Origin of the sequence: Xanthomonas cissicola (assembly GCF_008801575.1) — a bacterium.
In the GTDB taxonomy this organism is placed as follows: Bacteria; Pseudomonadota; Gammaproteobacteria; order Xanthomonadales; family Xanthomonadaceae; genus Xanthomonas; species Xanthomonas cissicola.
Map to the genome: position 1 here is coordinate 39,541 of NZ_VZPL01000001.1, position 23,535 is coordinate 63,075.

At 65.7% G+C, this 23,535-nt stretch carries 17 protein-coding genes and 2 pseudogenes; 8 read left to right on the forward strand and 11 right to left on the reverse strand.

The genetic code is table 11. From position 1 onward, the window contains the following. Window positions 1–18: 18 nt before the first annotated feature. From F7R02_RS00170 to F7R02_RS00180, 3 genes are all read right to left on the reverse strand, one after another. The gene (locus F7R02_RS00170; protein WP_078590073.1) at window positions 19–2,364 is read right to left on the reverse strand and encodes a glycoside hydrolase family 98 domain-containing protein; all 2,346 of its coding nucleotides are present in this window, start codon (window positions 2,362–2,364) and stop codon (window positions 19–21) included. A 536-nt stretch (window positions 2,365–2,900) separates the two neighbouring features. Then, entirely contained in the window at window positions 2,901–3,851 is a 951-nt protein-coding gene (locus tag F7R02_RS00175) for a ribokinase (protein WP_078590072.1), read from the reverse strand. Between the two features lie 90 nt (window positions 3,852–3,941). Beyond that, the gene (locus F7R02_RS00180) at window positions 3,942–5,240 is read right to left on the reverse strand and encodes a NupC/NupG family nucleoside CNT transporter (protein WP_078590071.1); all 1,299 of its coding nucleotides are present in this window, start codon (window positions 5,238–5,240) and stop codon (window positions 3,942–3,944) included. Between the two features lie 1,094 nt (window positions 5,241–6,334). On the opposite strand from F7R02_RS00180, the gene F7R02_RS00195 reads away from it, so the two are divergent. The 5 genes from F7R02_RS00195 (at window position 6,335) to F7R02_RS00215 (ending at window position 11,789) form a co-directional block, all read left to right on the forward strand. Beyond that, a complete protein-coding gene (locus tag F7R02_RS00195; protein ID WP_005910801.1) occupies window positions 6,335–7,303 on the forward strand; it encodes a potassium channel beta subunit family protein in 969 nt (322 codons plus the stop codon). Window positions 7,304–7,464: 161 nt separating this feature from the next. Then, the gene (gene hemP / locus F7R02_RS00200; protein ID WP_003485179.1) at window positions 7,465–7,704 is read left to right on the forward strand and encodes a hemin uptake protein HemP; all 240 of its coding nucleotides are present in this window, start codon (window positions 7,465–7,467) and stop codon (window positions 7,702–7,704) included. Between the two features lie 264 nt (window positions 7,705–7,968). After that, window positions 7,969–10,200 carry a TonB-dependent hemoglobin/transferrin/lactoferrin family receptor gene (locus F7R02_RS00205; protein ID WP_078590070.1) on the forward strand — a complete coding sequence of 744 codons (2,232 nt, stop codon included), beginning with the start codon at window positions 7,969–7,971 and terminating at the stop codon, window positions 10,198–10,200. A 5-nt stretch (window positions 10,201–10,205) separates the two neighbouring features. Further along, window positions 10,206–10,838 carry a ChuX/HutX family heme-like substrate-binding protein gene (locus F7R02_RS00210; protein WP_005930913.1) on the forward strand — a complete coding sequence of 211 codons (633 nt, stop codon included), beginning with the start codon at window positions 10,206–10,208 and terminating at the stop codon, window positions 10,836–10,838. A 27-nt stretch (window positions 10,839–10,865) separates the two neighbouring features. Then, a complete protein-coding gene (locus F7R02_RS00215; RefSeq protein ID WP_078590069.1) occupies window positions 10,866–11,789 on the forward strand; it encodes a DUF6607 family protein in 924 nt (307 codons plus the stop codon). 126 nt (window positions 11,790–11,915) lie between these two features. On the opposite strand, the gene F7R02_RS00220 is transcribed toward F7R02_RS00215, so the two are convergent. The 7 genes and pseudogenes from F7R02_RS00220 to F7R02_RS00250 form a co-directional block, all read right to left on the reverse strand. After that, complete coding sequence (locus tag F7R02_RS00220; protein ID WP_005910790.1) at window positions 11,916–12,269, reverse strand: DMT family protein; 354 nt, start codon at window positions 12,267–12,269, stop codon at window positions 11,916–11,918. A gap of 79 nt (window positions 12,270–12,348) precedes the next feature. Further along, window positions 12,349–13,232, reverse strand: a pseudogene (locus F7R02_RS00225) (ABC transporter permease). Further along, entirely contained in the window at window positions 13,229–14,062 is an 834-nt protein-coding gene (locus F7R02_RS00230) for an ABC transporter ATP-binding protein (protein ID WP_003485166.1), read from the reverse strand. The pseudogene F7R02_RS00225 and the gene F7R02_RS00230 overlap by 4 nt, the downstream one beginning before the upstream one ends. A gap of 3 nt (window positions 14,063–14,065) precedes the next feature. Continuing rightward, window positions 14,066–15,112, reverse strand: a pseudogene (locus F7R02_RS00235) (ABC transporter substrate-binding protein). A gap of 40 nt (window positions 15,113–15,152) precedes the next feature. Beyond that, window positions 15,153–16,070, reverse strand: coding sequence for a TauD/TfdA dioxygenase family protein (locus F7R02_RS00240; RefSeq protein ID WP_003485161.1), 918 nt, complete (start codon window positions 16,068–16,070; stop codon window positions 15,153–15,155). Window positions 16,071–16,317: 247 nt separating this feature from the next. Further along, window positions 16,318–18,801, reverse strand: coding sequence for an ABC transporter permease (locus F7R02_RS00245; RefSeq protein ID WP_078589626.1), 2,484 nt, complete (start codon window positions 18,799–18,801; stop codon window positions 16,318–16,320). Next, window positions 18,798–19,403, reverse strand: a complete 606-nt coding sequence (locus tag F7R02_RS00250) for an ABC transporter ATP-binding protein (RefSeq protein WP_011050565.1) — start codon at window positions 19,401–19,403, stop codon at window positions 18,798–18,800. The genes F7R02_RS00245 and F7R02_RS00250 overlap by 4 nt, the downstream gene beginning before the upstream one ends. Window positions 19,404–19,506: 103 nt before the next feature. On the opposite strand from F7R02_RS00250, the gene F7R02_RS00255 reads away from it, so the two are divergent. The 3 genes from F7R02_RS00255 to F7R02_RS00265 all read left to right on the forward strand — a co-directional run bounded on the left by F7R02_RS00255 (window position 19,507) and on the right by F7R02_RS00265 (window position 22,397). Continuing rightward, a complete protein-coding gene (locus tag F7R02_RS00255; protein ID WP_172397210.1) occupies window positions 19,507–20,175 on the forward strand; it encodes an arylesterase in 669 nt (222 codons plus the stop codon). Between the two features lie 91 nt (window positions 20,176–20,266). Next, entirely contained in the window at window positions 20,267–20,980 is a 714-nt protein-coding gene (locus F7R02_RS00260; RefSeq protein WP_002811889.1) for a response regulator transcription factor, read from the forward strand. Window positions 20,981–21,125: 145 nt separating this feature from the next. Then, complete coding sequence (locus F7R02_RS00265) at window positions 21,126–22,397, forward strand: sensor histidine kinase (RefSeq protein ID WP_078589625.1); 1,272 nt, start codon at window positions 21,126–21,128, stop codon at window positions 22,395–22,397. Between the two features lie 424 nt (window positions 22,398–22,821). Here the strand turns inward: F7R02_RS00265 and F7R02_RS00275 are convergent, their stop codons facing one another. After that, entirely contained in the window at window positions 22,822–23,523 is a 702-nt protein-coding gene (locus tag F7R02_RS00275) for an SGNH/GDSL hydrolase family protein (RefSeq protein WP_033483993.1), read from the reverse strand. Window positions 23,524–23,535 lie beyond the last annotated feature (12 nt).

The following is a 23,535-nucleotide window of genomic DNA, read 5'->3' on the forward strand; positions in this document are numbered from 1 at the left end:
ACCGCCGTGTGGTATCGCTTACTGCGAAACGGTTAGGTTATCCAGGTACAGCTTGGCCTGGGTGCCTGCACTGGCGCGGTACTCGACCACGTTATCGCCGGCACTCAAGGTCGCCGTCAGCAGACTGCTGGCCCAGTCGCTGGCCGAGCTGGTCTGGGCGAAGGCCGGGGTGCCTGCACGCACGCCGTTGACGTACAAGTCTACGGTACCGACGCTTGCGCCCGGTGCGGAATAGCGCGTGGCCAGCGTGTAGGTCCCTGCCTGCGGCACGTTGATGGTGGTCCTAAGGCGCGCGCCGGGGTTGCCGCCGAAGTCGACATAGCCCAGCCCCTGGTAGTTGTGCACCGCGCCGGAGACGCCATTGGCGACAAGACTGCCGATGCGCTGGAAATCGAAGTTCTCCGCTTCGTATTGCCGCACACCGGTATAGGCGGGCGGCGCGGCCGGTGCCTGCAGTGCCGTGACCGCCGCGGCGCTTGCGCGTCCGGTGGCCGAGCCTGAGCACTGGATGGTGATGTCCAGGGGCCCGTTGTGGGCGACGTTCAAGGTCAGGCCGTCGCCGCTGGGCGTGGCGGTCACGGTACTGGCCTGGTGCTCGCCGCGATCGGCGAAGCTATAGGTCGGTGTGCTGCTGGCGCCGCTGATGGTGATGGTGTCGGTCTTGAGCGGGCCGGTTTCGGAATCGAAATTGGTCAGGTAGATCGACAGCGCGTCGGCGAACTCCTTGACCACGCCCGTCGTGTAGGGGCCGTAAGTCATGTTGAGCGTGGCGCAACTGTTGTACTTGAGGTTGAACGCGCCGCTGGCGGTCTTGTTGGTCTTGTAGGGGTTGTAGGTGACCCAGGTGTTGTCCTGACGTGCCACATAGAGATCGCCGGTGGATTCCTGCGGGAACAAGGCATTCAGTTCCTGGGTCTTGGCGGCGATGGACGGCCAGCGGGTGGTGTACTCGCTGCGCTTGACCTGTACGGGGAAGGACTTGGCAAGGTCGTCGGTCAACTGCCACACGGTCGGGATGGCGGGGTAGCGCCCGGTCTTCTTGTACCAGCTGTGCTGGTTCAGATAGGTGCCGTCGTCGTCCATCAGATACAGGCCGGAAAACAGCGTTTCCGGCGATGAATACAGGCTTTGATCGTTGCCGCTGGTGGTGTCGTCGACCACCACCAGCTTGGTCCGGTCGATCACCTGCTGGCGATCGAGGATGTGCAAGGTGCCGTCGAGGATCTTGCGGTAGACATCCATGTGGATGTTCTTGAACTGTGGGAAGAACTGCCAGCGCCGCGTGGTGTAGCCGTCGGCGGTGGTCGCGTTTGGCAGGCTTTGGACGGTATCGGTCCAGATCAGTTCCGGGCCGTCGAAGTAGGTTTCGCCGGTCAGCGTCAGGTGTTCGATCAGATGCGGCGCGCCCGCCGCCAGAGGATAGGCGCTGCCATCGGCGGCGTACCAGCCGCTGCTGTCAGGACGGATGCCGTAATGGCCCGTAAATCCCGACAGGAACATGCCCAGGCTGACGCTTTCGATGTCGTGGTAGCCGTAGTTCATCGTGAACTTTTCTTGGATGATGAAATTCTTGGCATAGCTGCCGAGGGCGGTGCGCAAGGCCTCATTGCGCTTGACCATCGCCAGCGGGTTGATGTTCGCGCCCCAGAAGCCGCCGGTGAAGCTCACCGCCAGATAGCCGCCGTACTTGTTGGTCAGCTTGAGCAGGTTGGCCCAATGGTCCCAGCGCTGCGCTGCCGAGACCGAGCAGGCTTCGTCGAATCCCCAGAACTGCTCGGCATAGTTGAAACCGAGGAAGTTAGGGTAGTCGCGGAAGAACTCACCGTAGACCGTCGATTCGAGATCGGTGCCGTTGGGATAGTCGGGGAAGTGGCTGAAGCCGCCGCTGGACGGTTGGACCATCGCCCAGACACCGTTGGCCGCTGCTGTCTTGATCCACGAGCGTGCCGTCTCGATCCCGTTCGCCACCTGGTTCCAGTTGCACTGATTGTTGGTGGCGCCTTTGTGGCTGATCGAGAGCGAGATCAGCAGTACCGTATAGGGGCGCAGGTCTGCAGGAATCAGGTCGATGATCTTCTGCGGATCGGCGGCGTTCCAGGTGTCGGCATGGATCACGAACATCGGCTTATCGGGCGCGAGGCTGCGCCGAAATGCTGGATCGGTACTGGCGCTCGCCGTTGCCGTGGACGCCTGCGTCGCGGTTGGCGCCATGGCGCGGGGGGCACTCACGGTGACCGTCGCCGCCTGCGATAGGGTCGCAGCGGTGCCGGCATCGGCGGCATCCTCGCCGCCACAGGAGCTGAGCAGGCAGGAAAGTAAGACGCAGGGCAGCAGGAGAGGCGTGCGCGATCGACGCAGGATCATCGGTTGTTCCGTTGAGCTTGGGGAGGCAAGGCCAGGCACACGCGTGACTGCCATTGCGTGACGCGGCAGTGCGCCAGTCGACGATGCAGGCGCATGTCGGCAAGCCGCGCCGCCAGAGCGTCCTCGCATGACAACAGGCAATGGTCGTGGTGCGCCCGGTGGTGCGGCGATAGTAGGCAAGCGCAGATAACGCGCTAGCGCGTGCAGCCGATCAGCACGCTTTATGCGATGCGCTTTCGTTTTTCGAGCACCCACAGCAGCGCTGGGTCACATGGCGTCGCGATGGCGCAGCCGGTGGCGTGACGTTAGCAGCAGAGTGTGTGCAGCGCGGCGAGCACACACATGCGCTCGTTGCAGCGTCACATCGCCCGGCGCGGTGCGCTGCGACGCGGTGCGACGCGACTAGCCGCCTGTCGCAAGCGTCATGGAGCGCGAGACATGCGCGCGCATTCCTGCAAAAACCTGGGCACGCCAATCAGGGTGCGGCATCCAGGGCATGCGCGTGTGGCGCACGCCGATCGCAGCGAACCGTGGCCTCAGTCGTCCGCGCGCAGCCGTGGCATCGACACCGCCGCACCTTCCACCCCGGTGGAGCGCGCCGCGTAACGGGTGGCGAAGCGCACGTGGGTTGCGAAGCTGGCAGCCGGCAGCTGCGCCAGCGAGGCAACCAGCGCACCGTTGAAGGCGTCGCCGGCACCGGTGGTATCGATGGTCTGCGCGCTTTCCGCGCCCACGCGGTAATGCGCCTGGGTATCGCCGCGCAGTTGTTCTTCGGCGTGCGAAATGAAGGCGCCCACCGCGCCCAGCGTCACCACCACGGTACCGCCCGGCAGCAGCTTGCGGCACAGCGAATGCAGCGTATTGCCGTCCAGCGCGGCGACGTCGTCGGCATTGATGCGCTCGCCGACATGGCGACCGAGCAGCGCGGCGAATTCGGTTTCGTTGGGCGTCAGCACATCCGAGAGCTTGAGCAGGCCGATCGATGTCGGCGCATTGGCCGGGGCGGCATTGAGTACCGTCAGCACGCCGCATTCGTGCGCCAGCGCCAGTGCAGACTCGACCGTCTCGGCCGGAGATTCCAGCTGCGCCAGCAGCACTTTTGCTGCAGCCACCAGCGGGCGCTGGTTCTCGATGAAGGCCGGGCTCAACACGGCGTTGGCGCCTGCGCCGATCACGATGGTGTTGCGGCCATGCCCGTCGACGTAGATGCCGCCAGTGCCGGTCGGTTCATTGCTGGGCTCGGCGATCAGCGCAAAGCCATCGTGCGCGGCCAGCGAGCGCGCCAACGCACCACCGGCATCGTCGCCCAGCGCGCACAAGAAATGCGTCCTGGCGCCAGCACGTGCGGCCGCAACCGCCTGATTGAAGCCCTTGCCGCCCGGGCCGGTGCTGTAGCGCCCGGCGATGGTCGCACCCGGCACCGGCAAGGCATCGCAGCGCCACACGTGATCGACATTGAAGGACCCGACAACGACGACCGAACTCATAAATACCTTGCCTTGAATGACTGACTTGAAAGACTGGATGAAACGCGGCGTGCAGTGATTAGACCGTCACGCCGATGAACCCGCACCACCTCAACCGAAATGCGACAGCACGCCGGCAATGGTAGCGGTCATGAAGGTGGCGATCGAACCGCCGAGCACCGCACGCAGGCCGAACTTGGCCAGATCGTGACGACGTTCCGGCGCCAGCCCGCCGATCCCACCGATCTGGATCGCGATCGAGCTGAAATTGGCGAAGCCGCACAGCGCGTAGGTGGCGATCAGGCGGCCTTCTGCGCTCAGGCCCACGCCCGGCACTTCGCCCTTGACGATGCGCGACAACTCGCTGTAGGCGACGAACTCGTTGATCACCACCTTCTGGCCGATCAACGAACCGACCGTTGTCGCATCCACCCACGGGGTGCCGATCACCCAGGCGATCGGCGCCAGCACGTAGCCGAAGATCGTCGACAGGTTGGTCGGGCGGCCCAGCAGCGCGGTGGCGCCGGTGACCTCGCCCAGCCAGGTCAGCGGTGCGTTGATCAGCGCAATCAGCGCGATGAAGGCCAGCAGCATCGCGCCGATGTTCAGCGCCAGGCGCAAGCCGTCGCCGGCACCGGCCGCAGCCGCATCGATGACATTGCTGGTGGTTTTTTCCACTTCCATCTTGACCGTGCCGCGGGTCAGCGGGGTGCCGGTTTCCGGCACCAGCAGCTTGGCGACCACCAGCGTGGCGGGCGCGGCCATGATGCTGGCGGCCAACAGATGCTTGGCATAAAACGCCTGTTGCGCCGGATCGCTGCCGCCGAGCATGCCGACGTATGCAGCCAGCACGCCGCCGGCGATATGCGCCATGCCGCCGATCATCATCGTCAGCAGCTCGGACTGGGTCATCTTGGGGATGTACGGGCGCACCGTCAGCGGCGCTTCGGTCTGGCCGATGAAGACGCTGGCGCACACGCTGGTGGTTTCCGCACCGGAAACGCGCATCACCTTGGTGATCGCCCACGCCATCGCACGCACCACCATCTGCATCACGCCCAGGTGGTAAAGCACGCCCATCAGCGCCGAGAAGAAGATGATGGCGGGCAGCACCTGGAACGCAAAGATGAAGCCGTAGCTGTCGATGTTCATCAGGTTGCCGAAGATGAAGGTGGACCCTTCATTGACGAAACTCAGCACCTTGACAAAGCCCTTGCCCAGCGCGTCGAAGACGTCGCGCCCGCCCGGCACCAGCAACACCAGTGCGGCGAACGAGATCTGCAGGGCCAGACCGGTGGCGACCAGCTTCCAGTCGATCGCGCGGCGGTTGCTCGAAAACAGCCAGGTGATGCCGATGAGCACCGCCAGACCGAACAGGCCGAAACCGATCCTTCCCAAACCTTCGACCATTCCAATCCCCGGGCTGCTGACGGCAAAACGGGAAGCCTAGAGCAGGGGGTGACAGGGGGCAAGGCGAGCGGCATTCAGATGCTCCCGGTTGGCCCACAGACGAGAGGTGGCGGGCACGGGCAGGCCCGCGCCGGCGCGCTGTGGGACCGCGCTTGCGCAAAGTCGGGAGTTCGCATGGGCGAGGTGGACGGCGTTTCGCATCGTGGCGGCGCGGCGGGTGGCGGTCGTGCCGTCCCCGGATGACGTGTTCACCGTCATGCGTCAGCGTTGAGGGGACGTGCCGGGCAGCCAGGCGTGGCTGGAGCGCGTGGCGCCGATCTGCGGCTGCGACTGCTACGGCTGTCGTTGCTGCATCAGCTTCATTGGGATGTGGGTTTCCGGCGTAGATGGCTTTGACGGTTGTCGTTTGTGTCTTCGAGTGCTGGTGATTGACGCATGCGTCCGCCGGCGCCATCCGCTGGTCTATCGAGGCACGGTGCCGCATCCGGCGTCCGGGCACGGCGTGAATCCGTCCAAGCAAGCTCGCTGGAGGCCTTCATGCCACCAATGGCTTCATCCCGGATGCGGCTCCGCACGCCAGCGATTTTGCTTGCTGATCGGCAAGCGGTCGCTGCAGCAAGGCGGCGCGTCTGTTGCTTGTGGATTGGTGGTGACGCATCGCGCATGCTCACCAGCGACGGCCACCGGGAAGCAGATCCAGAACGACGATGATCCACCTGGATGCCGCTTTCCCCTGGCCGCCGACAACGAACGGTGGTGATGACACGCGCATCAGCGTGGGATCTGAGGGGGCATGGAGGCGCGTCAGAAACTTCGTGGATGCACGTGTGGCGTGTCCCGCGCCGGTATGCATGCAAACGCCCATGCAAGCCGAAGCATTCCACGCAGATCACAACCAACCGCAGACCGATACCGACGAAAGCGCCGATCACGATGCATGCGCAGTGCAGGCGGTGCTGCGAACAGACAGTCGCGCCGAGGAGAGGTCAATGCAAGGCGCCGCACATGCCACGCGCTGTGCGGCGCCCGACGCCACGGCCTACACTGCGCACGCCGGTCCGGGGCAGGTGTCTTGGAGGTTGCGGGAGTTCGCCATGCTTTACCGTCGTCTGGGTTCCACCGGGCTGCAGCTATCGGCCTTGTCGTTCGGGGCCTGGGTCACCTTCGGCAAGCAGATCGGGCGCAGCGAAGCCCGCAATCTGATCGCCGCCGCCTGGGACAACGGCATCAACTTTTTCGATAACGCCGAGGTCTACGCGCGCGGCCGCGCCGAGCAAGTGATGGGCGATGTGATCGCCGATCTGCGTTTGCCGCGCGATGGTTTTTGCGTGTCGAGCAAGGTGTTCTTCGGTGCGGTGGACAGCCCGCGGCCGACCCAGCGCGGACTCTCGCGCAAGCATGTCACCGATGCCTGCCACGCCGCGCTCAAGCGCCTGCGCGTGGAGTACCTGGATCTCTATTACTGCCATCGGCCCGATCCGGACACCCCGATCCAGGAAACCGTACGCGCCATGGATGCGCTGATCCGCCAGGGCAAGGTGCTGTACTGGGGCACGTCCGAATGGAGCGCCGCGCAGTTGCGCGAAGCCATCGCCATTGCCGAACGCGAACATCTGCATGCGCCGGCGATGGAACAGCCGCAATACAACCTGCTGCACCGCGAGCGGCTGGAGCGCGAGTACGCGTCGCTGTGCGAGGACGGGCTGGGCACCACGATCTGGTCGCCGCTGGCCTCGGGCCTGCTGACCGGTAAGTACAACGCGGGCGTGGAGGCCGACAGCCGTCTGGGCCAGCCGGGCAACCAATGGTTGCAGGACGAAGTGCTGGGCGCGCCGGAAGCGCGCCGGCTGGAGCGCGCCCGCGCGTTCTGCGCGGTAGCGGCCGAGCTTGGCCAGTCGCCCGCGCAGTTGGCCATCGCCTGGTGCCTGCGCAATCCACATGTATCCAGCGTGATCCTGGGCGCGAGCCGGGTCACACAGTTGGAAGAAAACCTTGGTGCCTTGAACACCCTGGATCAGGTCGATGACGCCGGCTGGGCGCGGGTGGAGTCGAGCACGCGCTGAGTCATTGAGTCGGACGGGTGCTGCGGTGGACGTCTTGTGCGGTCACCGCAGCGAGAACAGCGAAACTGTATCGATTCGATTGGCGTGATGAATCGAAATTCAGAGTTCGATTTAAACATCAGGTCATTCAAATGAGAATGGCTCTTGATCATTAAATGAGAATGGTTATTATTTGTCTGGCCAACCGACTGGAGAACCAGATCATGACCGCTCACCCCGTGCTGCTTCGCTCCGAACCGGTCAATCTGCGCGACCGCGCCACGCCGCGCGCCGTGCCCGCCGAAGACCTCATCAGCAGCGAGGCGCTGCTCAAGGGCCGGCGTGAAGTGCTGATCCAGCACGGCGACCGCGTCTATCGCCTGCGCCACACCAGCAACGACAAGCTGATCCTGACCAAGTAATTCCAGCCACGAGCAGCGGCTGCGCACAGCCACTGTGCGCAGCCGCTGCCGCAACGATCGCCGTGCGCCGTCAGTGCCGATGACGCGATCTTTCTCCGCGCAACGCTCGATCGCCACCGCATCCATTCGCCGCACTCGCTCAACGCGTGTGCGGAAAGATCGCAGCGGGCGCTGCCGCCGCCGCCCGTCACTCAACTCTATCTTCCCTGCCGCGCGCGGCTTATGCCGCAATGCGCGCTGCCGGGGGACGCTCAAGGGTTCCTGATGATCCGCCTGCATCCGCTGGTGGTCGCGCTGTCGCTGTCGCTGCCTGCTATTTCCTTGTGTGCCCATGCTGCCGAACGCGATGCCGGAGCGGAGGGTGCGCGTGAGGTGCACGACTTCGACCGACTACAGGTCACCGCCACACGCACCCAACGCGCACTGGTGGATGTGCCCGGCACGGTGGATGTGATCGATCGCGAACAGCTCGACAACCAACTGGTGCGCGAGCTCAAGGATCTGTTCCGCTACACGCCGGGCGTGTCGGTCACCAGCACCAGCGGCCGCTTCACCGGTGCCAACGGCATCCGCATCCGCGGGCTGGATGGCGACCGCGTGGCGATCCTGGTGGATAACGTGCCGGTGTCGGACACCTTCAGTTTCGGCAGCTATCTCAATGCCAACCGTAACTTCGTCGATCTGGAAACGCTCAAGCGCGTGGAAGTGGTACGCGGGCCGGCCAGCTCGTTGTATGGCTCGGATGCATTGGGCGGCGTGGTCGCCTTCGTCACCAAGGATCCTTCGGATTATCTGAGCGCCGACAAGCACAGCTACGTCGGCCTGAAGTTCGGCTACGAAGGCGACTGGAACGGTCTGTTCGCCGGTGCCACCGGCGCGTTCGGTGGCGAACGCTGGAGCGGCATGGTGGCGGTGAGTCATCGGCAGGGCCAGGAAACGCAAAACCAAGGTGATCACCGCAGCCGCGATTTCGCCCGCACCGTGGCCAATCCGCAGCGCATCGATGGCCGCAGTGTGCTCGCCAAACTGGTGTACGCGCCAAGCGCGCAGCAGCGCTTCAAGCTCACCGTGGAAGGCAACGAAGACTACGGCAGCATCGAGGCGTTGACCGGCATCGACCCGCGTGTGACCACGCCATCGCTGCGCATCCTGTCGCAGGACGGACGCGACCATCAGACCCGCGCGCGCGTTTCGCTACGCCACGAACTGGATGCGCTCGATTGGGCGTTTGCCGACGATCTGCAGTGGCAGCTGTATCGCCAGGACAGCGAGAGCCTACAGCGTACCGACGAGCTGCGCGGCAACAACACCCGCCGTCATAACGAACACACCTTCGATCAGCGCGTGTACGGCGTGCTGGTCAACGCGCACAGGGCCATCGACACCGGCACGCTCAGCCACGACATCACCTATGGCCTGGACGGCACCTGGACCGACACCCGCGCCAAGCGCGATGGTTACTCGGTCAATCTGACCAATGGCGCGATCACCAATCGCGTCGGTCAGGACGTGTTCCCGGTGCGCGATTTTCCCAAGAGCGAGACCACCAAGCTCGGGCTGTATGCGCAGGACGAGATCCGCCTGTTCGATGGCCAGCTGTCGCTGACGCCCGGGGTGCGCGTGGATTACTTCCGGCTGTCGCCGCAGGTGGACGACATCTTCCGCGAAGACAATCCGGGCGTGGCTGCCGAGACCATCGATCAAACCCAGGTCTCGCCCAAGTTCGGCGTGGTGTGGCGGTTCTCCGATGCATGGTCGGCGTACGCCAACTATGCGCATGGCTTTCGCGCGCCGCCGTACAACGACGTCAATATCGGCTTCACCAATCTGCAGGCGCGCTATACCGCCATCGCCAATCCGGATCTGAAATCGGAGACCAGCCGCGGTGGCGAACTGGGCCTGCGTTTCAACGATGCAGTCGGCTATCTGGGCGTCAGCGTATACTACACCGACTACCGCAACTTCATCGAATCGTATGCGCCGGCCGGCTTCAATGCCGAAGGGCTGATGCTGTTCCAGTCGCACAACGTGGACGATGTGGTGATCAAGGGGGCCGAAGCGCGCGGCGGAATCGATCTGGGCGCCCTGGCCGGTTGGCAGGGTTGGTCGCTCAACAGCGCCCTGGCGTATGCGGAAGGCGACAATCTCACCGACGACACCCCGCTCAACTCGGTCGACCCGCTGCGCGGAACGCTCGGCGTGGCCTTCGACAGCGATGCCTGGGGCGCGGAGCTGATCGGCACCTTCGTCGCGCGCAAGCGTCGCCCGCAGCTGGACAGCTATTACACCCCGGCCGGCTACGCCACGCTGGATCTGATGGGCCACTGGGAATTCGCGCCTGGCGCCAAGGTCACTGCCGGCATCTTCAATCTGGCCGACCGCCGCTACGTGGACTGGAATGCGCTGCCCAATGGCACGCTGGCCAGCAGCACGGTGCTCGATCGCTTCACCGGCGCCGGGCGCACTGCCTCGGTCAGCCTGGCGGTGAGCTGGTAGCGGCCATGCCCATCGCCCGCCCGCTGCCGTCGTTGTCGCATGCACGTGCCACCCGCGCCGCACTGCCGCGTCCGCAGCAATTGGCGGCGTTGGGCACGGTGCTGTGCCTGTACCGGCCCGCATTGGGCAACGAGCTGGATGGCTGGCAGCACGCGGTGGATGCGGCGGCGTGCCGGCAGGTCGACAGCGATGGCGTGCGTGAGAGCATCTGGTTCTTCGATGCCGAGGGGCAGTGCTGCTGGCGGATCTGCCTGCTGCCTGACAGCGATTTCCTGATCTGGGATCGCCTGGTCGCGCGGCTGCCACCGTTGCCGATGGAAACCCATGAGCTGGGCGTCGGCGAGCGGCTGTGGCGTCGTCTGGCCGGGCGCATGCGTGGGGAGGCGTGGCGATTGAGCGCGCTGCGCCTGCAGGCCGCCGCCACCCGCGAGCAGCCGTTTGTCGCCAGCCTGGCGACCGTGTCGGCGCTGGGCGCGGAAGTTGCCGCACGCCTGGCGCGTGAAGAGGGCATCGACGGCCGCGTGGCGGTGGACGATTGCTGCTGCGCGCGCGCTGCCGCCTTGCGCACGGCCTCCACCACATCCAGCAACAACAACCCATCCGACATGACGACGTCGCTGGTGCGCCTGCGCCGCTGACGTCTCCAACCACTCCCGAGAGTTCCGATGAGCCGAACGTTTCCCCGTTGTATCGCACTGACGCTGAGCCTGTTGCCGTTGATTACCGCCGCCGACGCCCAGCGCGATCGGCAAAGCATCCTGGCGATGCAGGGCGAATACGCGGTGGACTTTGCCTTCGACGAGACGGTGTTGCTCAAGCCCGGCTACGAGCGCGCCTCGGCGATGCGCAGCGGTGCCAGCGAAGTGGTGATCGTGGTGGAGGATTCGCCGCGCAAGCTGGTGCTGCAGCATCTGCTGGTCGACGAGAAGACCGGGCATGTGACCAAGCACTGGCGGCAGGACTGGACCTTCGAGGCACCGCAACGGTTTGAATTCACCGCCGAGCAGACCTGGACGGTGCACGCGCTGCCGCCGGCCGTCAGCGCCGGTGCCTGGACCCAATGCGTATATGAAGTCAGCGACGCGCCACGTTATTGCGGGACCGGCCGCTGGGACTACGCCGATGGCCACCCCACCTGGACCAGCGATCCAAGCTGGCGCCCGTTGCCGCGGCGCGAGTACACCAAGCGCAGCGACTACAACGCGCTATCGGTGATCAACCGGCATACGCTGACGCCGAACGGCTGGACCCACGAACAATTCAATACCAAGGTGTTGCGCAAGCCCGACGGCACCCAGGAAGCGATTGCGCGCGAGTTCGGCTTCAACGATTACCGCAAGACCACCGAGGTGGATTTCGCCCCGGCCTATGCGTACTGGAAGGGCACCCAAGCCTATTGGGCCCGGGTGCGCACGCGCTGGGCCTCATTCCTGCATGCACCACCGGGCCTGCATCTGAAAACCAAGCCGGATGGCATGGCGATGATCGTGCCGATGTTCGAGCAGGCCGAGTCAGTGCAGAAGGGCAAGCGGGTCAAGGACGCGCAAATCGATGCGGTGTTCGCGCAGTGGGTCGAACCGACGAACTAGGCACCCGGATGCCGTAGGAGCGCACCCGGGCGCGACATGGCATTCCCGATAAGGCCCATCGCGCCGCGGGAGGCTTTGCGAGGTCGCGCCCGGCTGCGCTCCTACGAGCGAGACGGCGCTTTGCCTTTATTCCTTGAACATCAAAAACGCCGCCACCAGGATCAGGCCGAACGCAGCCCAATGGTTCCACTTCAGCGACTGCCCCAGGTAGAAGGTGGAGAAACCGGCAAAGACCAGCAGCGTGATCACTTCCTGCATGCCCTTGAGCTGCGGCGCCGAATACACCGCGCTGCCCAGACGGTTGCCAGGCACCTGCAGGCAGTATTCGAAGAACGCGATGCCCCAGCTGACCAGGATGGCGATCATCAGCGGCGTGGTCTTGTACTTCAGGTGTCCGTACCAAGCGAAGGTCATGAACACGTTGCTGGCGATCAGCAGCAGGACCGGGTACAGGTAGGCGGTGAAGGGGGCGGTGGGCATGGCGGCGAGCGGCAGAGAATGGGGGCCGAAGCATAAGCCAACCTCGTTAAGCGCACGCGACCGCACCGCCGAGGCCGCTCTAGCGCTGCATGCCCCAGCGGCGCACCGTCAGCCGCTCGACCGCCTGGAACACCACGCCCTCCACCAGCAGCCCCAGCACGATCACCATCGCCAGCCCCGCGAACACCTTGTCGGTATAAAGCTCGTTGCGGTTCTGGAAGATGTACCAGCCCAGGCCGCCCTGGCCGGAGGTGGCGCCGAAGACCAGTTCGGCGGCGATCAGGGTGCGCCAGGCGAACGCCCAGCCAATCTTCAGCCCGGACAGGATCGCCGGCAGCGCCGCCGGAATCAGCAGTTGCGCCACGTAGCGCGGGCCGCGCAGGCCATAGTTGCGCCCGGCCATGCGCAGCGTGTCCGGCACTGCCTGGAAGCCGGCGTAGGTGGTCAGCGCCAGCGGCCACAGCACCGAGTGCACCAGCACGAACACCAGGCTGCCGGTGCCCAGTCCGAACCACAGCAAGGCCAGCGGCAACAGCGCAATGGCCGGCAGCGGGTTGAACATGGCGGTCAGCGTGCCGAGCACATCCGGCCCCAGCGTGTGGACGCGGCCAGTGCGGTCAGCACGAACGCCAGCAGCACGCCCAGCGCATAACCTTGCGCCAGCACCCGCAATGAGGCACCGACCCGGCGCAGCAGTTCGCCGGACAGCAGCCCGTCGTAGAACGCGCGCGCGGTCTGCCCTGCGCCGGGCAGCATCAGATCGTCGCCGACCAGCCGCGCGGCGATTTCCCATGCCGCGACCAAGACCGCCAGTACCAATGCCTTGCGCAGCCACGGCGGTGCCTGCCAACGCGTGGGCGTGGTCGCGGCAACCAGGGCAGGGTCCAGCGGCGTCAGCGCCACTTCGTACTCGGGCCGCACCGGTGGAATCGGCGGCAATGCGCTTGCAGTGCTGCGGCTCATGTCAGCGCCTCGCGTTGGCGCAGGGACGGGCGACGCAGCGGTGCCACCTTGTCGTCATCCAGCGTTTCATCGGGCAGATCGAACAGCAACCGGTGAATGCGTTGCGCGGTCTGCTGGAACGCCACGCTGCCGGCACTGTGCGGGCCGAAGGCATGCGCGTTGAGTTCGGCGCGCACCTGGCCCGGGTGCGGCGACAACAGCAAGACCCGGTTGCCGACCACCAACGCTTCTTCGATGGAATGGGTGACGAACAGCAGCGTGAAGCGCAATTGTTCCCACAATTCCAGCACCTGCTCCTGCATGCGCGAACGCGTCAGCGCATCCAGTGCCGCGAACGGTTCGTCCATCAGCAGGACACGCGGGCGCATCGCCAGTGCGCGTGCGATGGCCACGCGCTGCTTCATGCCGCCGGACAAGGTGTGCGGGTAGGCATCTGCAAATCCGCTCAGCCCGACCTGGGCCAGACTTTCGTCTGCCCGCTCGCGCGCTTCGGCGCGGCCGAGCTTGCGCGCCGCGCGCAGCCCGAACACCACGTTCTCGCGCACGCTTTTCCAAGGCGCCAACTGGTCGAATTCCTGGAATACCACCACCCGGTCCGGCCCGGGGCCGGTGACCGCATGCCCCTCCAGACGGATCTGCCCTTCGCGCGGCGCAACGAAGCCGGCAACCGCCTTGAGCAATGTGGATTTACCGCAGCCCGATGGCCCGAGCAGCACGAAGCGGTCGGCTTCGTGCACATCGAAGCGCACGCGATGGGTCGCGCGCACCACGCGCTGGGCGGAGGCATATTCCAGGCTGACATGATCGACCTGCAGCAGGGGCGTCGACATCGCTCAGCTCCCGCCCGCAATCAGCGGGTCGTCGAAAAAGTAATCGCCCACCTTGCCCGGCGCCTGCTTGATCGCCCCGCTGTGCTGCATGAACTTGCCCAGCCCCAGCGTGTTCTGCGGTGCCACGGTGAACTGCACCTTGGGGTCCTTGAGGATCTGCAGCACCAACGCGCGATCGATGCCCGAGCCATTACGGCGCAGGAAGATATCGGCCGCCTGCTCCGGATGGGCAGTGACGAACTTTGCTGCCTGGTCCAGGGCGGCGACAAATGCGCGATAGGTCTTGGGGTTGTCCTGGCGGAATTTTTCCGTGGCGTACAACACCGTTGCCGACGACGGGCCGCCTTCGATCTCGTACGAACTGGTGACGATATGCGCGGCCGGGTTACGCGCCAGTTCCTGCTCCTGAAACGGCGGGCTGGCAAAATGCGCGGTGATTTCGCTGCGCCCACGGATGATCGCCGCGGCGGCATCCGGATGCGGCAACGCGACCTGCAGCGCATCGAGCTGATGGGTTCCCTTGTCGCCCCAGCGTTGTTGCTAGGCATGCTGCAGAAACCGCGACTGCACCGAGACACCTGTCGCCGGTACCGCAATGCGGTCCTTTGGCGTGAAATCGCCGATGGATTTGATGCGCGGATTGTTGCTGATCAGGTAGTACGGGAAATTGCCCAGCGAGGCGACGCCGCGGACATTCTGGCGGCCGCGCGTGCGGTCCCAGATGGTGAACAGCGGACCGACGCCGGCACCGGCGATATCGATCGAACCGGTCAACAACGCGTCGTTGACCGCCGCCCCGCCGGAGAGCTGCAGGAACTGCACGTCGATGTCCACGCCGGCGGCCTTGCCCCGCTGTTCGATCAACTTCTGGTCCTGCGCCACGTCCAGCAGCAAGTAAACGATGCCGAATTGCTTGGCGATCCGCAGCTTGCCTTCGGCTTGCGCATGCGCGCTATGCAACAGCGGCAACGCGGCCAACACCAGCAGCGCGATGCGCCGCGAAAAACGCCGGTGCGGCAAAGGAGCGTGGGAAAAGACGGTCAAACGCATGCGGCGCTCCAGTCGAGAAGGGGAAGGGAACAGGTGATGCTCAGAACGGCGCATCGCCTTCGATGGTGGTGCGGTTGAGCCGACGGCGCAGATGATCCGGCGTGCCCGCAGCCAGATGCATCACCGAGCGGTTGTCCCAAAACACCATGTCGTGCGGCTGCCAGCGATGCCGATACACCAGCGCAGCCTGCGTGGAGTGTTCGAACAGCGTCTGCAACAGCGCGCGGCTTTCGTCCTCGGGCAGGCCGACGATGCGAGTAGTGAAATGCTCGCTGACGAACAGCGCCTTGCGGCCGGTTTCCGGATGCGTGCGCACCACCGGGTGCTGCACCGGTGTCACTTCGGCAATCTGCTCCGGCGTCAGTGCCGGGCGCCACGGATTGCGGGCGCGCAGCTCTTCGTACTTGGCCAGATAACTGTGTTCGGCACGCAGATCCTGCACCGTGCGCTTGAGCGATTCGGGCAGCGTCTGCCATGCCAGGTGCTGGTTGGCAAACAGCGTGTCGCCGCCTTCGCTGGGCAGCTCCTGCGCATGCAGCAGCGACCCCAGGCTCGGGGTTTGCTTGTACGACAGATCCGAGTGCCAGTAATGCCCGGCGTCGCCCAGGCCGATCGGCTCGCCGTTCTCCTTGATGTTGGATACCACCAGCACTTCCGGTTGCTCGCGCAGTTGAAAGTTGCGCAGCACATGGATCTGCAGCGGCCCGAAGCGACGGCTGAATTCCACCTGCTGCGCCGGTGTGATGCGTTGATCGCGAAACACCAGCACGTGATGGTCCAGATGCGCGCGATGGATACGCGCGAAGGTGGCGGCATCCAGCGGTTGCGCAAGGTCCAGGCCGATCACCTCGGCACCCAGCGGAGCGTCGAAGGGCACGATCCGGACACCGGAGGTCTGCACGGGGGAAGACGCATCGCGCGGCGTGTGCACACGCGCTGCGGAAGTGATGCTGGCCATGGCGTGGCACCTCGACGGCAACGAAAGGCCGCCTGGGCCGGCGGCCGGACACACCACTCTAGGCCGTCGTGCCACCGCTGCGAACGTACGATTTGCAAGGTGCTTATGCGCTGCAGACATATGCAGCACTCACCGACGGCGAGGCGTCTCATGCGACGCGCCACGGCGTCCGTCGCCTGGTATGCAGCACAGCCACCAGGCCGCGTGTCGCACGCCGTTGCCCGCATGCGACGCGTGTTACCCGCGCTCACTCGCTCCGCAATGCCAACGCCGGCGGCGTGGACAAGATGCGCCGGGTGCCCGACCAACCCGCCAACAGACTCAACGCCAGCCCGAATGCGCCGCCGAGCAGCAGTCGCGGCCAATCCGGCGTCAACGCAATCTCGAACGCCTGCTTCCCCACGACCGCGCCGATCACGGCCGCAGCGGACACTGCCAGCGTCGCCGCCAGCAAGCCAAGCGCGCCGAATTCCACCAGCACCGCACCGCGTAGCTGGCCACGGCGTGCGCCCAGGGTGCGCAATACCGCGCTGTCGTAACGGCGTTCGCCCGCGGTGGCCTGCAACGCGGCCAGCAACACCAGCACGCCGGCCAGCAGGCTGAAGCCCATCACCAATTGCACCGCCTGTGCCACCTGGTCGATGACCTCGCGCACGCGCCCAAGGATTGCGTCGATATCCAGCAACGAAATGTTCGGATAGGCGCGGCTCAGCGCCGCCAGCTTGGACGCATTGCCCGGCGGCAGGTGGAAGGCGGAAATCAGGTTGTACGGCGCATCGCCGACCGACCCTTGATTGAGCAGCAGGAAGAAGTTGACCCGGAACGAATCCCAATCGGCCTTGCGGATGCTGGTCACGGTGAACGTGCGTTGCTGTTCGCCCAGCAGCAAGGTGATGCGATCGCCCAGTTTGAGCTGGTAGCGTTGCGCCCAGCCTTCTTCCACCGAGGCTTCCGCCGCGGTGCTGTCGGCCGCCCAGAACTTGCCCTGCAGCAGCGTATTTGCGGGCGGGAACGCATGGCGCCAGGAAAAATTCACTGGCCGGTTGTCGCCGTCGCCATCGTCGGCCGGGTCACGCTCGCCGCGCACCGGCGGTTTGTCGTTGATGGCGACCAGGCGCCCGGTGGAAAACGGCTCCACGGCCGCATCGTTCACCCCCAGACCGCGCAGCGTCTGCAGCACCGGCTGGGTTTGTTCGGGCTGGATGTTCATCAGGAAGTAGTTGGGCGTGTCCGCCGGCAGGCGGTCGCGCCATTGACCGAGCAGGCCCGGGCCGACCACCGCTAGCAGCAACAGCGCGCACAACGACAGCGACAGCCCGACCAGCTGCACCACGCTCAAGCCGCGGCGCCGGGTCAGCGAGGCCAGGCCAAGTTTCCAGGCACCGCGCAGGCGGTGCTGGATCGGTCGCAGCAACGCGAGCAGGCCCAGCCCCAGCAACATCGCCACCAGTGCCAGCGCGGCCAGGCCGCCCAGCACCCAACCGGCCAACACCAGATTGCCGGTGGCATAGACGGTGAGCGCCAGCGTGGCGGCCAGGGCTGCGCCATACACCAGCAGCGAGTTGGGCGGCACTGCAGCAAAGCTGCGGTTGAGCACGCGCATCGGCGGCACGTTGCGCAGCCGCAGCAGCGGCGGCAGGCCGAAGCCCAGCAACAGCACCAGGCCGATGCCTGCACCGGCCAGGGCAGGGGTGGCCTGTGGCAGCGGCAACCGGTTCGGGATCAGACTGCCCAGCGCCTGCACCAGGCCTTCCTGCGCGAGCATGCCAAGCCCGATACCGACCAGGCAGGCCGGTATCGCCGTCAGCAACAATTGCAGCGACAGCATCGCCAGGATGTCGCGCTGGCGGGCACCCAGGCAGCGCAGGACCGCCACGGTGTCGATGCGTCGCATCGCAAACCGGTTCGCTGCCAGGGCCGTGGCCACACCGGACAACAGCACCGCCAGCAACGCCGACAAGGCCAGGAAGCGGCCGGCGCGATCAAACGCTGCACGCATGCCGCGCTGGGTGTCTTCGATGCCGACCAGGCGATACTCGCTGGCGCGTGGTTTCAACCAAGCGCGCAAATCGGCGATGGCATCCGGTGCGCCGGCGAACATCAACCGATAGGAGGCGCGGCTGCCGGGGCCGAGCAGGCCGGCGCCTTCAATATCGGCGCGATTGACCAGCAGCGGCGGCGAGAGTTGCATCAGCTCACCGGAGGCATCGGGTTCGGCGCGCAACACGCCGGTGATGGTCAGATGGCCGGCGCCGAATTCCAGTTGCTCGCCTATGTGCAGGCCCAGCGCTTCGAGCAGGCGCGGATCGGCATAGGCCTGGCCCGGCGGCGGTGCGCTGGCGACGCTGCCTTCCGTCCCGGTGCCGTTCTTGGACACCAGCAACTGCCCACGCAGCGGGTAGCCGGCGCCGACGCCGCGGATATTGGCCATCTGGCTGGCATCGCCATGGAACAACACGCTGGGGAAGCTGACCATGCGCGTACTCTGCAGGCCGCGTCGTCTGGCTTCTTCGGCGAAGTCGGCCGGGATTTCCTGCCGCCCGGTCACGCCCAGATCGCCGCCGAGCACTTCGGCCGCGCTGGAGGTCAGCGCGAGCGTCACCCGGTCGACCAGGGTGCCCACCGCGGTCATCACCGCCACGCCCAGCACCAGCGCGGCGAATACGGTCAGCAGGTCCCCGGCCAGGAATTCGCGGCGTACTGCGCGCGCGGCTTGTCGCACGACGTTCATGCGGCCGGACCGGTCTGTGCGTGCAGGCGGCCGCTGTCGATGCGGTAGATGTGGCGACAACGCTGCGCCAGCGTCATGTCATGCGTGACCAGGACCAGCGTGGTGTCGCTGGTGGCATTGAGCGCGAACAACAGGTCGCTGATCTGCGCGCCTGTGGCCTGGTCGAGACTGCCGGTGGGCTCATCGGCGAACAGGATGCGCGGGCGCGCCACGAATGCGCGCGCCAACGCCACGCGCTGCTGCTCGCCGCCGGACAGCTGGCGCGGATAATGCCGCGCACGTGCGCTCAGGCCCACGGCCTCCAGCACTTCGCGCACCCGCGCCGGATCCTCGCGCCCGGCCAGTTCCAGCGGCAGTGCGATGTTTTCTTCGGCAGTCAGCGCCGGCAGCAGGTGAAAGCTCTGGAACACGAAGCCGACGTCGCGGGCGCGCAGCGCGGCGCGCGCCTCTTCGTCGAGCTGGCCCAGGTCCTGGCCCGCCAGCACGATGCTGCCGCGGCTGGGCAGATCCAGCCCGGCCAGCAAGCCGAGCAGGGTGGTCTTGCCCGAACCGGACGCACCGACGATGGCGATGCTATCGCCTTCACTGACCGTCAAGCTCACGTTGTCGAGGATGTGGAGCGTTCCCTCCGGGCCACTGACGGACTTGCCGACCTCGCGAACGTCGATGGCGGTGCGGGTGCTGGAGCGGGGGGCCAGACTGTCGATGAGGAATCTCCGAATGCGTGAAAGAACACTGCGATATGGCGTGCTGGTCCTGTGGCTGCTGACACTCTCCCTGCTTGCGTCGGGGATCGCCTCTGCCAAAAGTCCGGTCGCCACCGCGCCGATCCTGGTCGTCGGCGACAGCCTGAGCGCTGCGCACAACATCCCGGTGCAGTCCGGTTGGGTGACTTTATTGGACCAACGCCTGAAGCGTGACATGGCGACGCCACCGGCAGTCGTCAATGCCAGCATCAGCGGCGAAACCACATCCGGCGCGCTGACCCGGCTGCCGGGCCTGCTGGAAAAGCACCGCCCCGGCGTGGTGGTCATCGAACTCGGCGGCAACGATGCGCTGCGGGGGCTGACTCCGGCCCAGCTCAAGGGCAATCTGGAAAAGATGATCCAGCTCAGCCAGCAAGCCGGCGCCAAGGTACTGCTGCTCGGGATCGACGTGCCGCCCAATTACGGCCCAGCCTATCGCGAGCGGCTCAAGGCGACCTATGCGGACCTTTCCAAACAGTACAAGACCGCGCTGGTGCCGTTCTTTCTGGAAAAGGTCGCGCTGCAGCCCGGTCTGATGCAGGCGGACGGTCTGCACCCCACCGCCGCTGCGCAACCGAAGGTGCTGGAGACGGTGTGGCCGGCGTTGCGCCCGCTGCTCGGCCGCTAAATGCCGGACAACGCAACACGTTATCCAGTCTTCACGCCCTTTCCACCGTCGATCCGGCATGTTTCACAAAGCTGAAGACCGAGGAAAGTCCATGCGTCAGACCAAGGAAACGTCCGGCCTCGTGCTGGTCGTCGAAGACAACCGCAATATCTCCGAAATGATCGGCGAGTACCTGGAAGGCCGTGGCTTCGAGGTCGACTACGCGCAGGACGGCCTGGACGGCTATCGTCTTGCCGCGGAGAACAGCTACGACGTGGTCGTGCTGGATCTCATGCTGCCACGCCTGGACGGCATCGAAGTGTGTCGCCGCCTGCGCAACGACGCACGCAAGTCCACCCCGGTGTTGATGCTGACGGCCCGCGACACGCTGGACGACAAGCTCACCGGCCTGGGCTTTGGCGCCGACGATTACCTGACCAAGCCGTTCGCGATCCAGGAACTGGAAGCGCGCCTGCGTGCCCTGATCCGCCGCGAGCGTCGCCAGGTGGGCTCGGAAGTGCTCAAGGTCGCCGACCTGGTGCTTGACCCGGTGAGCATGCGCGCCACCCGTGCCGGCACCGAGCTGCAGCTTTCGCCGATCGGCCTGCGCCTTTTGACCATCCTGATGCGCGAATCGCCGCGTGTGGTCACCCGCCAGGAAATCGAGCGCGAAATCTGGGGCAACGGCTTGCCCGATTCGGACACCCTGCGCAGCCATCTGTACAACCTGCGCAAGATCATCGACAAGCCGTTCGACCGTCCGCTGTTGCACACCGTGCAGAGCGCCGGCTATCGCATCGCCGACATCGCCCAACCGATGGCGTGATGTCCTGCGCGCCGGCCGCCGTTCTGGCGGCCGGCCGCTGTGCAGGCGCTCACGCGCCGATCGATCTCCTGTGCTGCCGGCTGGTTGCACGAAGGACTCACGGGAAGTGCTGCCTATACTCGGGCGCTCTTTCCTGGATGCAGCAATGCCACACGGGCTCCCGAGAAAAATACGTCTGGCCTTCCTGCTGCAGGTCGTGCTGGCGAGCCTGGCGCTTGTGCTGGCCGGGTATCTGGTGTCGTTCGTCATCAAATACAGCCTGGTGCGCACCGTGCTCGCCGACGAGGCCGTGCATTTCTGGCAGATGCAAAAGAGCGTGCCGGACAACCGGCCGCCGAATACGCGCAACATCCAGGGCTATTTTTCGCCCGCCGGTACCGCCGCCGAGGCGGCTCCGGCCGCGCTGCGCCACCTGTCTCCGGGTTTCAGCGAAGTGGCTGCCGCCGATGCGCTGGTGTATGTCGATCAACGTCCGGAGGGGCGGCTGTATCTGGTGTTTCCGCGCTCGCGCGCGGCGCATCTGACCTGGTGGTTCGGTGTGGTGCCGGCGATTGTGGTGTTGCTCGCGATCTATGGCGTGTCGTGGTTCACCTACCGGGTCTCCAAGCGGCTGGTCTCGCCGATCAGCTGGCTGGCCCGGCGCGTGTCGCATTGGGACCCGCGCAACCCGGATGTGGACGAACTGGCTCCGGAGCGGCTGCCTGCCGAACTGCAGGGCGAAACGCGCCAGCTGGCCGCCGCGCTGCATGCGCTGGGGTTGCGCGTCAGCGAGCATGTCGCGCGCGAACGCAACTTCACCCGCGATGCCAGCCATGAATTGCGCACTCCGCTCACGGTGATTCGCGTGGCCAGCGACATGGCCTTGGCCGACGACGAATTGTCCGCGCGTACGCAGCGCAGCCTGCGCCGCATCCAGCGCGCCGGCCACGATATGGAGGCGGTGATCGATGCGTTCCTGATCCTGGCACGCGAAGCCGAGATCGACCCGCAGAGCGAAAACTTCGATGTGGCCGAGCTTGCCAGCGAAGAACTGCAAAGCGCGCGTGAACTGCTTGGCGACAAACCGGTGTCGTTGCGCATGGTCGGCGACCGCAGCCTGCAGATGTTCGCCCCGCCCAGGGTGATGCGGGTGGTGCTCAGCAATCTGTTGCGTAACGCCTGCGCTTACACCGATACCGGCAGCATCGAGGTCGAGGTGACCCACGACCGTATCGTGGTCCGCGATACCGGCATTGGCATGAGCGAAGAAGCGCGGGCACGCGCGTTCGAACCGTTCTTCCGCGCCGACCCCACTCGCCCGCAAGGCGCTGGGCTTGGCCTGTCGATCGTCCGTCGGCTGTGCGATCGCTTCGGCTGGCGTATCGAACTGCAGAGCGAAGCCGGCATCGGTACGTCCGTGGCGGTGGTCGTCGCCTGAGGCGGCATTCGGTGGTCCTGGCGCGTGCTGATGATGCCTTGCTGCCGGCCAAGTCGTCAGGCAGCGATGGCAGATAACGACGAAGGCCTGCCGCACGCGGTATTGGATCACCGCTTGGACCACTATGTTGCTTGCTCGGCAGCCGGAACGCGCAACGTGGTGTCGACAGTGCAGCGCGCGACGCGTACGCGCTTGCGGCGTGTTTAGCGACGTTGCAGAGGCCTGGCATGGCTGGCATCGTTCGCGCACACCGCCAACGCGTTCGCCGCGGGCCGACATCGCAGACGCCTACGTCAGTTGTGTGTGAGAACAGGACCGGCAGTTTGCCGCCACGATGCAGCGTGCTGCCCTGGAGCGGCAGCCAACGTCTCGCCTGCAGACCGGCGATCCGGCGACAGGCGCGCCGGATTGGCTCGGTTGCGTTCTAGCGTTGTTCCAATACCGGTGCCACGACCTTGCGCCAGATCGCGTACCCATCGGCCGTCATATGCAGCCTGTCGGCGCGGAACAGTTCCGCGCGCGGCTTGCCGCTGGCATCGAGCATCGGGGTGTAGATGTCCACGAAGTCCACGCGCGGCAGCGGGGCTAGCGCGTCCTTGATCAGGCGGTTGGCCTTGATCACGGCCGGCAGCAGTTGCGCGCGCGACGGGCTGGGCTTGATCGACAGATAGCTGATGCGTGCCTCGGGCAGGTCGCGGCGTACACGTGCCACGAATGCCAGCACGTCATCGCGCACCTGTTCGGGCGTGCGGCCGCTGTTGAGGTCGTTGTCGCCGGCGTACAGCACCACCTGGCGTGGCGCGTATGGAATCACGATGCGGTCCGCGTACCAGGTGCTGTCGCGCACTTCCGAGCCGCCGAAACCGCGATTGATCACCGGCTTGCCCGGGAAATCCTGTGCCAATGTCTCCCAGAACCGGATCGATGAGCTGCCGACGAACACGATGCCGTGCTTGGGCGGCGGCTGACGCGCGTCGCTTTCGGCGAAGCGTTGCATGTCTTCTTCCCAAGCGGCATTGGAGACCTGCGCCGGCACCGCCGGAGCGGTGTGCAGGGCGTCGGCGTACACATGGCCGGACAGGAGGGCGAGGGCGCACAGCATGCTGCGCAGGCGATGGATGGTCATGCAGGAACCTTC

Excerpts from the sequence above, each read along its gene's own strand:
- F7R02_RS00170 (WP_078590073.1), bottom strand. The coding sequence starts at position 2,364 with ATGATCCTGCGTCGATCGCGCACGCCTCTCCTGCTGCCCTGCGTCTTA.
- F7R02_RS00175 (WP_078590072.1), bottom strand. The coding sequence starts at position 3,851 with ATGAGTTCGGTCGTCGTTGTCGGGTCCTTCAATGTCGATCACGTGTGG.
- F7R02_RS00180 (WP_078590071.1), bottom strand. The coding sequence starts at position 5,240 with ATGGTCGAAGGTTTGGGAAGGATCGGTTTCGGCCTGTTCGGTCTGGCG.
- F7R02_RS00195 (WP_005910801.1), top strand. The coding sequence starts at position 6,335 with ATGCTTTACCGTCGTCTGGGTTCCACCGGGCTGCAGCTATCGGCCTTG.
- hemP (WP_003485179.1), top strand. The coding sequence starts at position 7,465 with ATGGTTATTATTTGTCTGGCCAACCGACTGGAGAACCAGATCATGACC.
- F7R02_RS00205 (WP_078590070.1), top strand. The coding sequence starts at position 7,969 with ATGATCCGCCTGCATCCGCTGGTGGTCGCGCTGTCGCTGTCGCTGCCT.
- F7R02_RS00210 (WP_005930913.1), top strand. The coding sequence starts at position 10,206 with ATGCCCATCGCCCGCCCGCTGCCGTCGTTGTCGCATGCACGTGCCACC.
- F7R02_RS00215 (WP_078590069.1), top strand. The coding sequence starts at position 10,866 with ATGAGCCGAACGTTTCCCCGTTGTATCGCACTGACGCTGAGCCTGTTG.
- F7R02_RS00220 (WP_005910790.1), bottom strand. The coding sequence starts at position 12,269 with ATGCCCACCGCCCCCTTCACCGCCTACCTGTACCCGGTCCTGCTGCTG.
- F7R02_RS00230 (WP_003485166.1), bottom strand. The coding sequence starts at position 14,062 with ATGTCGACGCCCCTGCTGCAGGTCGATCATGTCAGCCTGGAATATGCC.
- F7R02_RS00240 (WP_003485161.1), bottom strand. The coding sequence starts at position 16,070 with ATGGCCAGCATCACTTCCGCAGCGCGTGTGCACACGCCGCGCGATGCG.
- F7R02_RS00245 (WP_078589626.1), bottom strand. The coding sequence starts at position 18,801 with ATGAACGTCGTGCGACAAGCCGCGCGCGCAGTACGCCGCGAATTCCTG.
- F7R02_RS00255 (WP_172397210.1), top strand. The coding sequence starts at position 19,507 with ATGAGGAATCTCCGAATGCGTGAAAGAACACTGCGATATGGCGTGCTG.
- F7R02_RS00260 (WP_002811889.1), top strand. The coding sequence starts at position 20,267 with ATGCGTCAGACCAAGGAAACGTCCGGCCTCGTGCTGGTCGTCGAAGAC.
- F7R02_RS00265 (WP_078589625.1), top strand. The coding sequence starts at position 21,126 with ATGCCACACGGGCTCCCGAGAAAAATACGTCTGGCCTTCCTGCTGCAG.
- F7R02_RS00275 (WP_033483993.1), bottom strand. The coding sequence starts at position 23,523 with ATGACCATCCATCGCCTGCGCAGCATGCTGTGCGCCCTCGCCCTCCTG.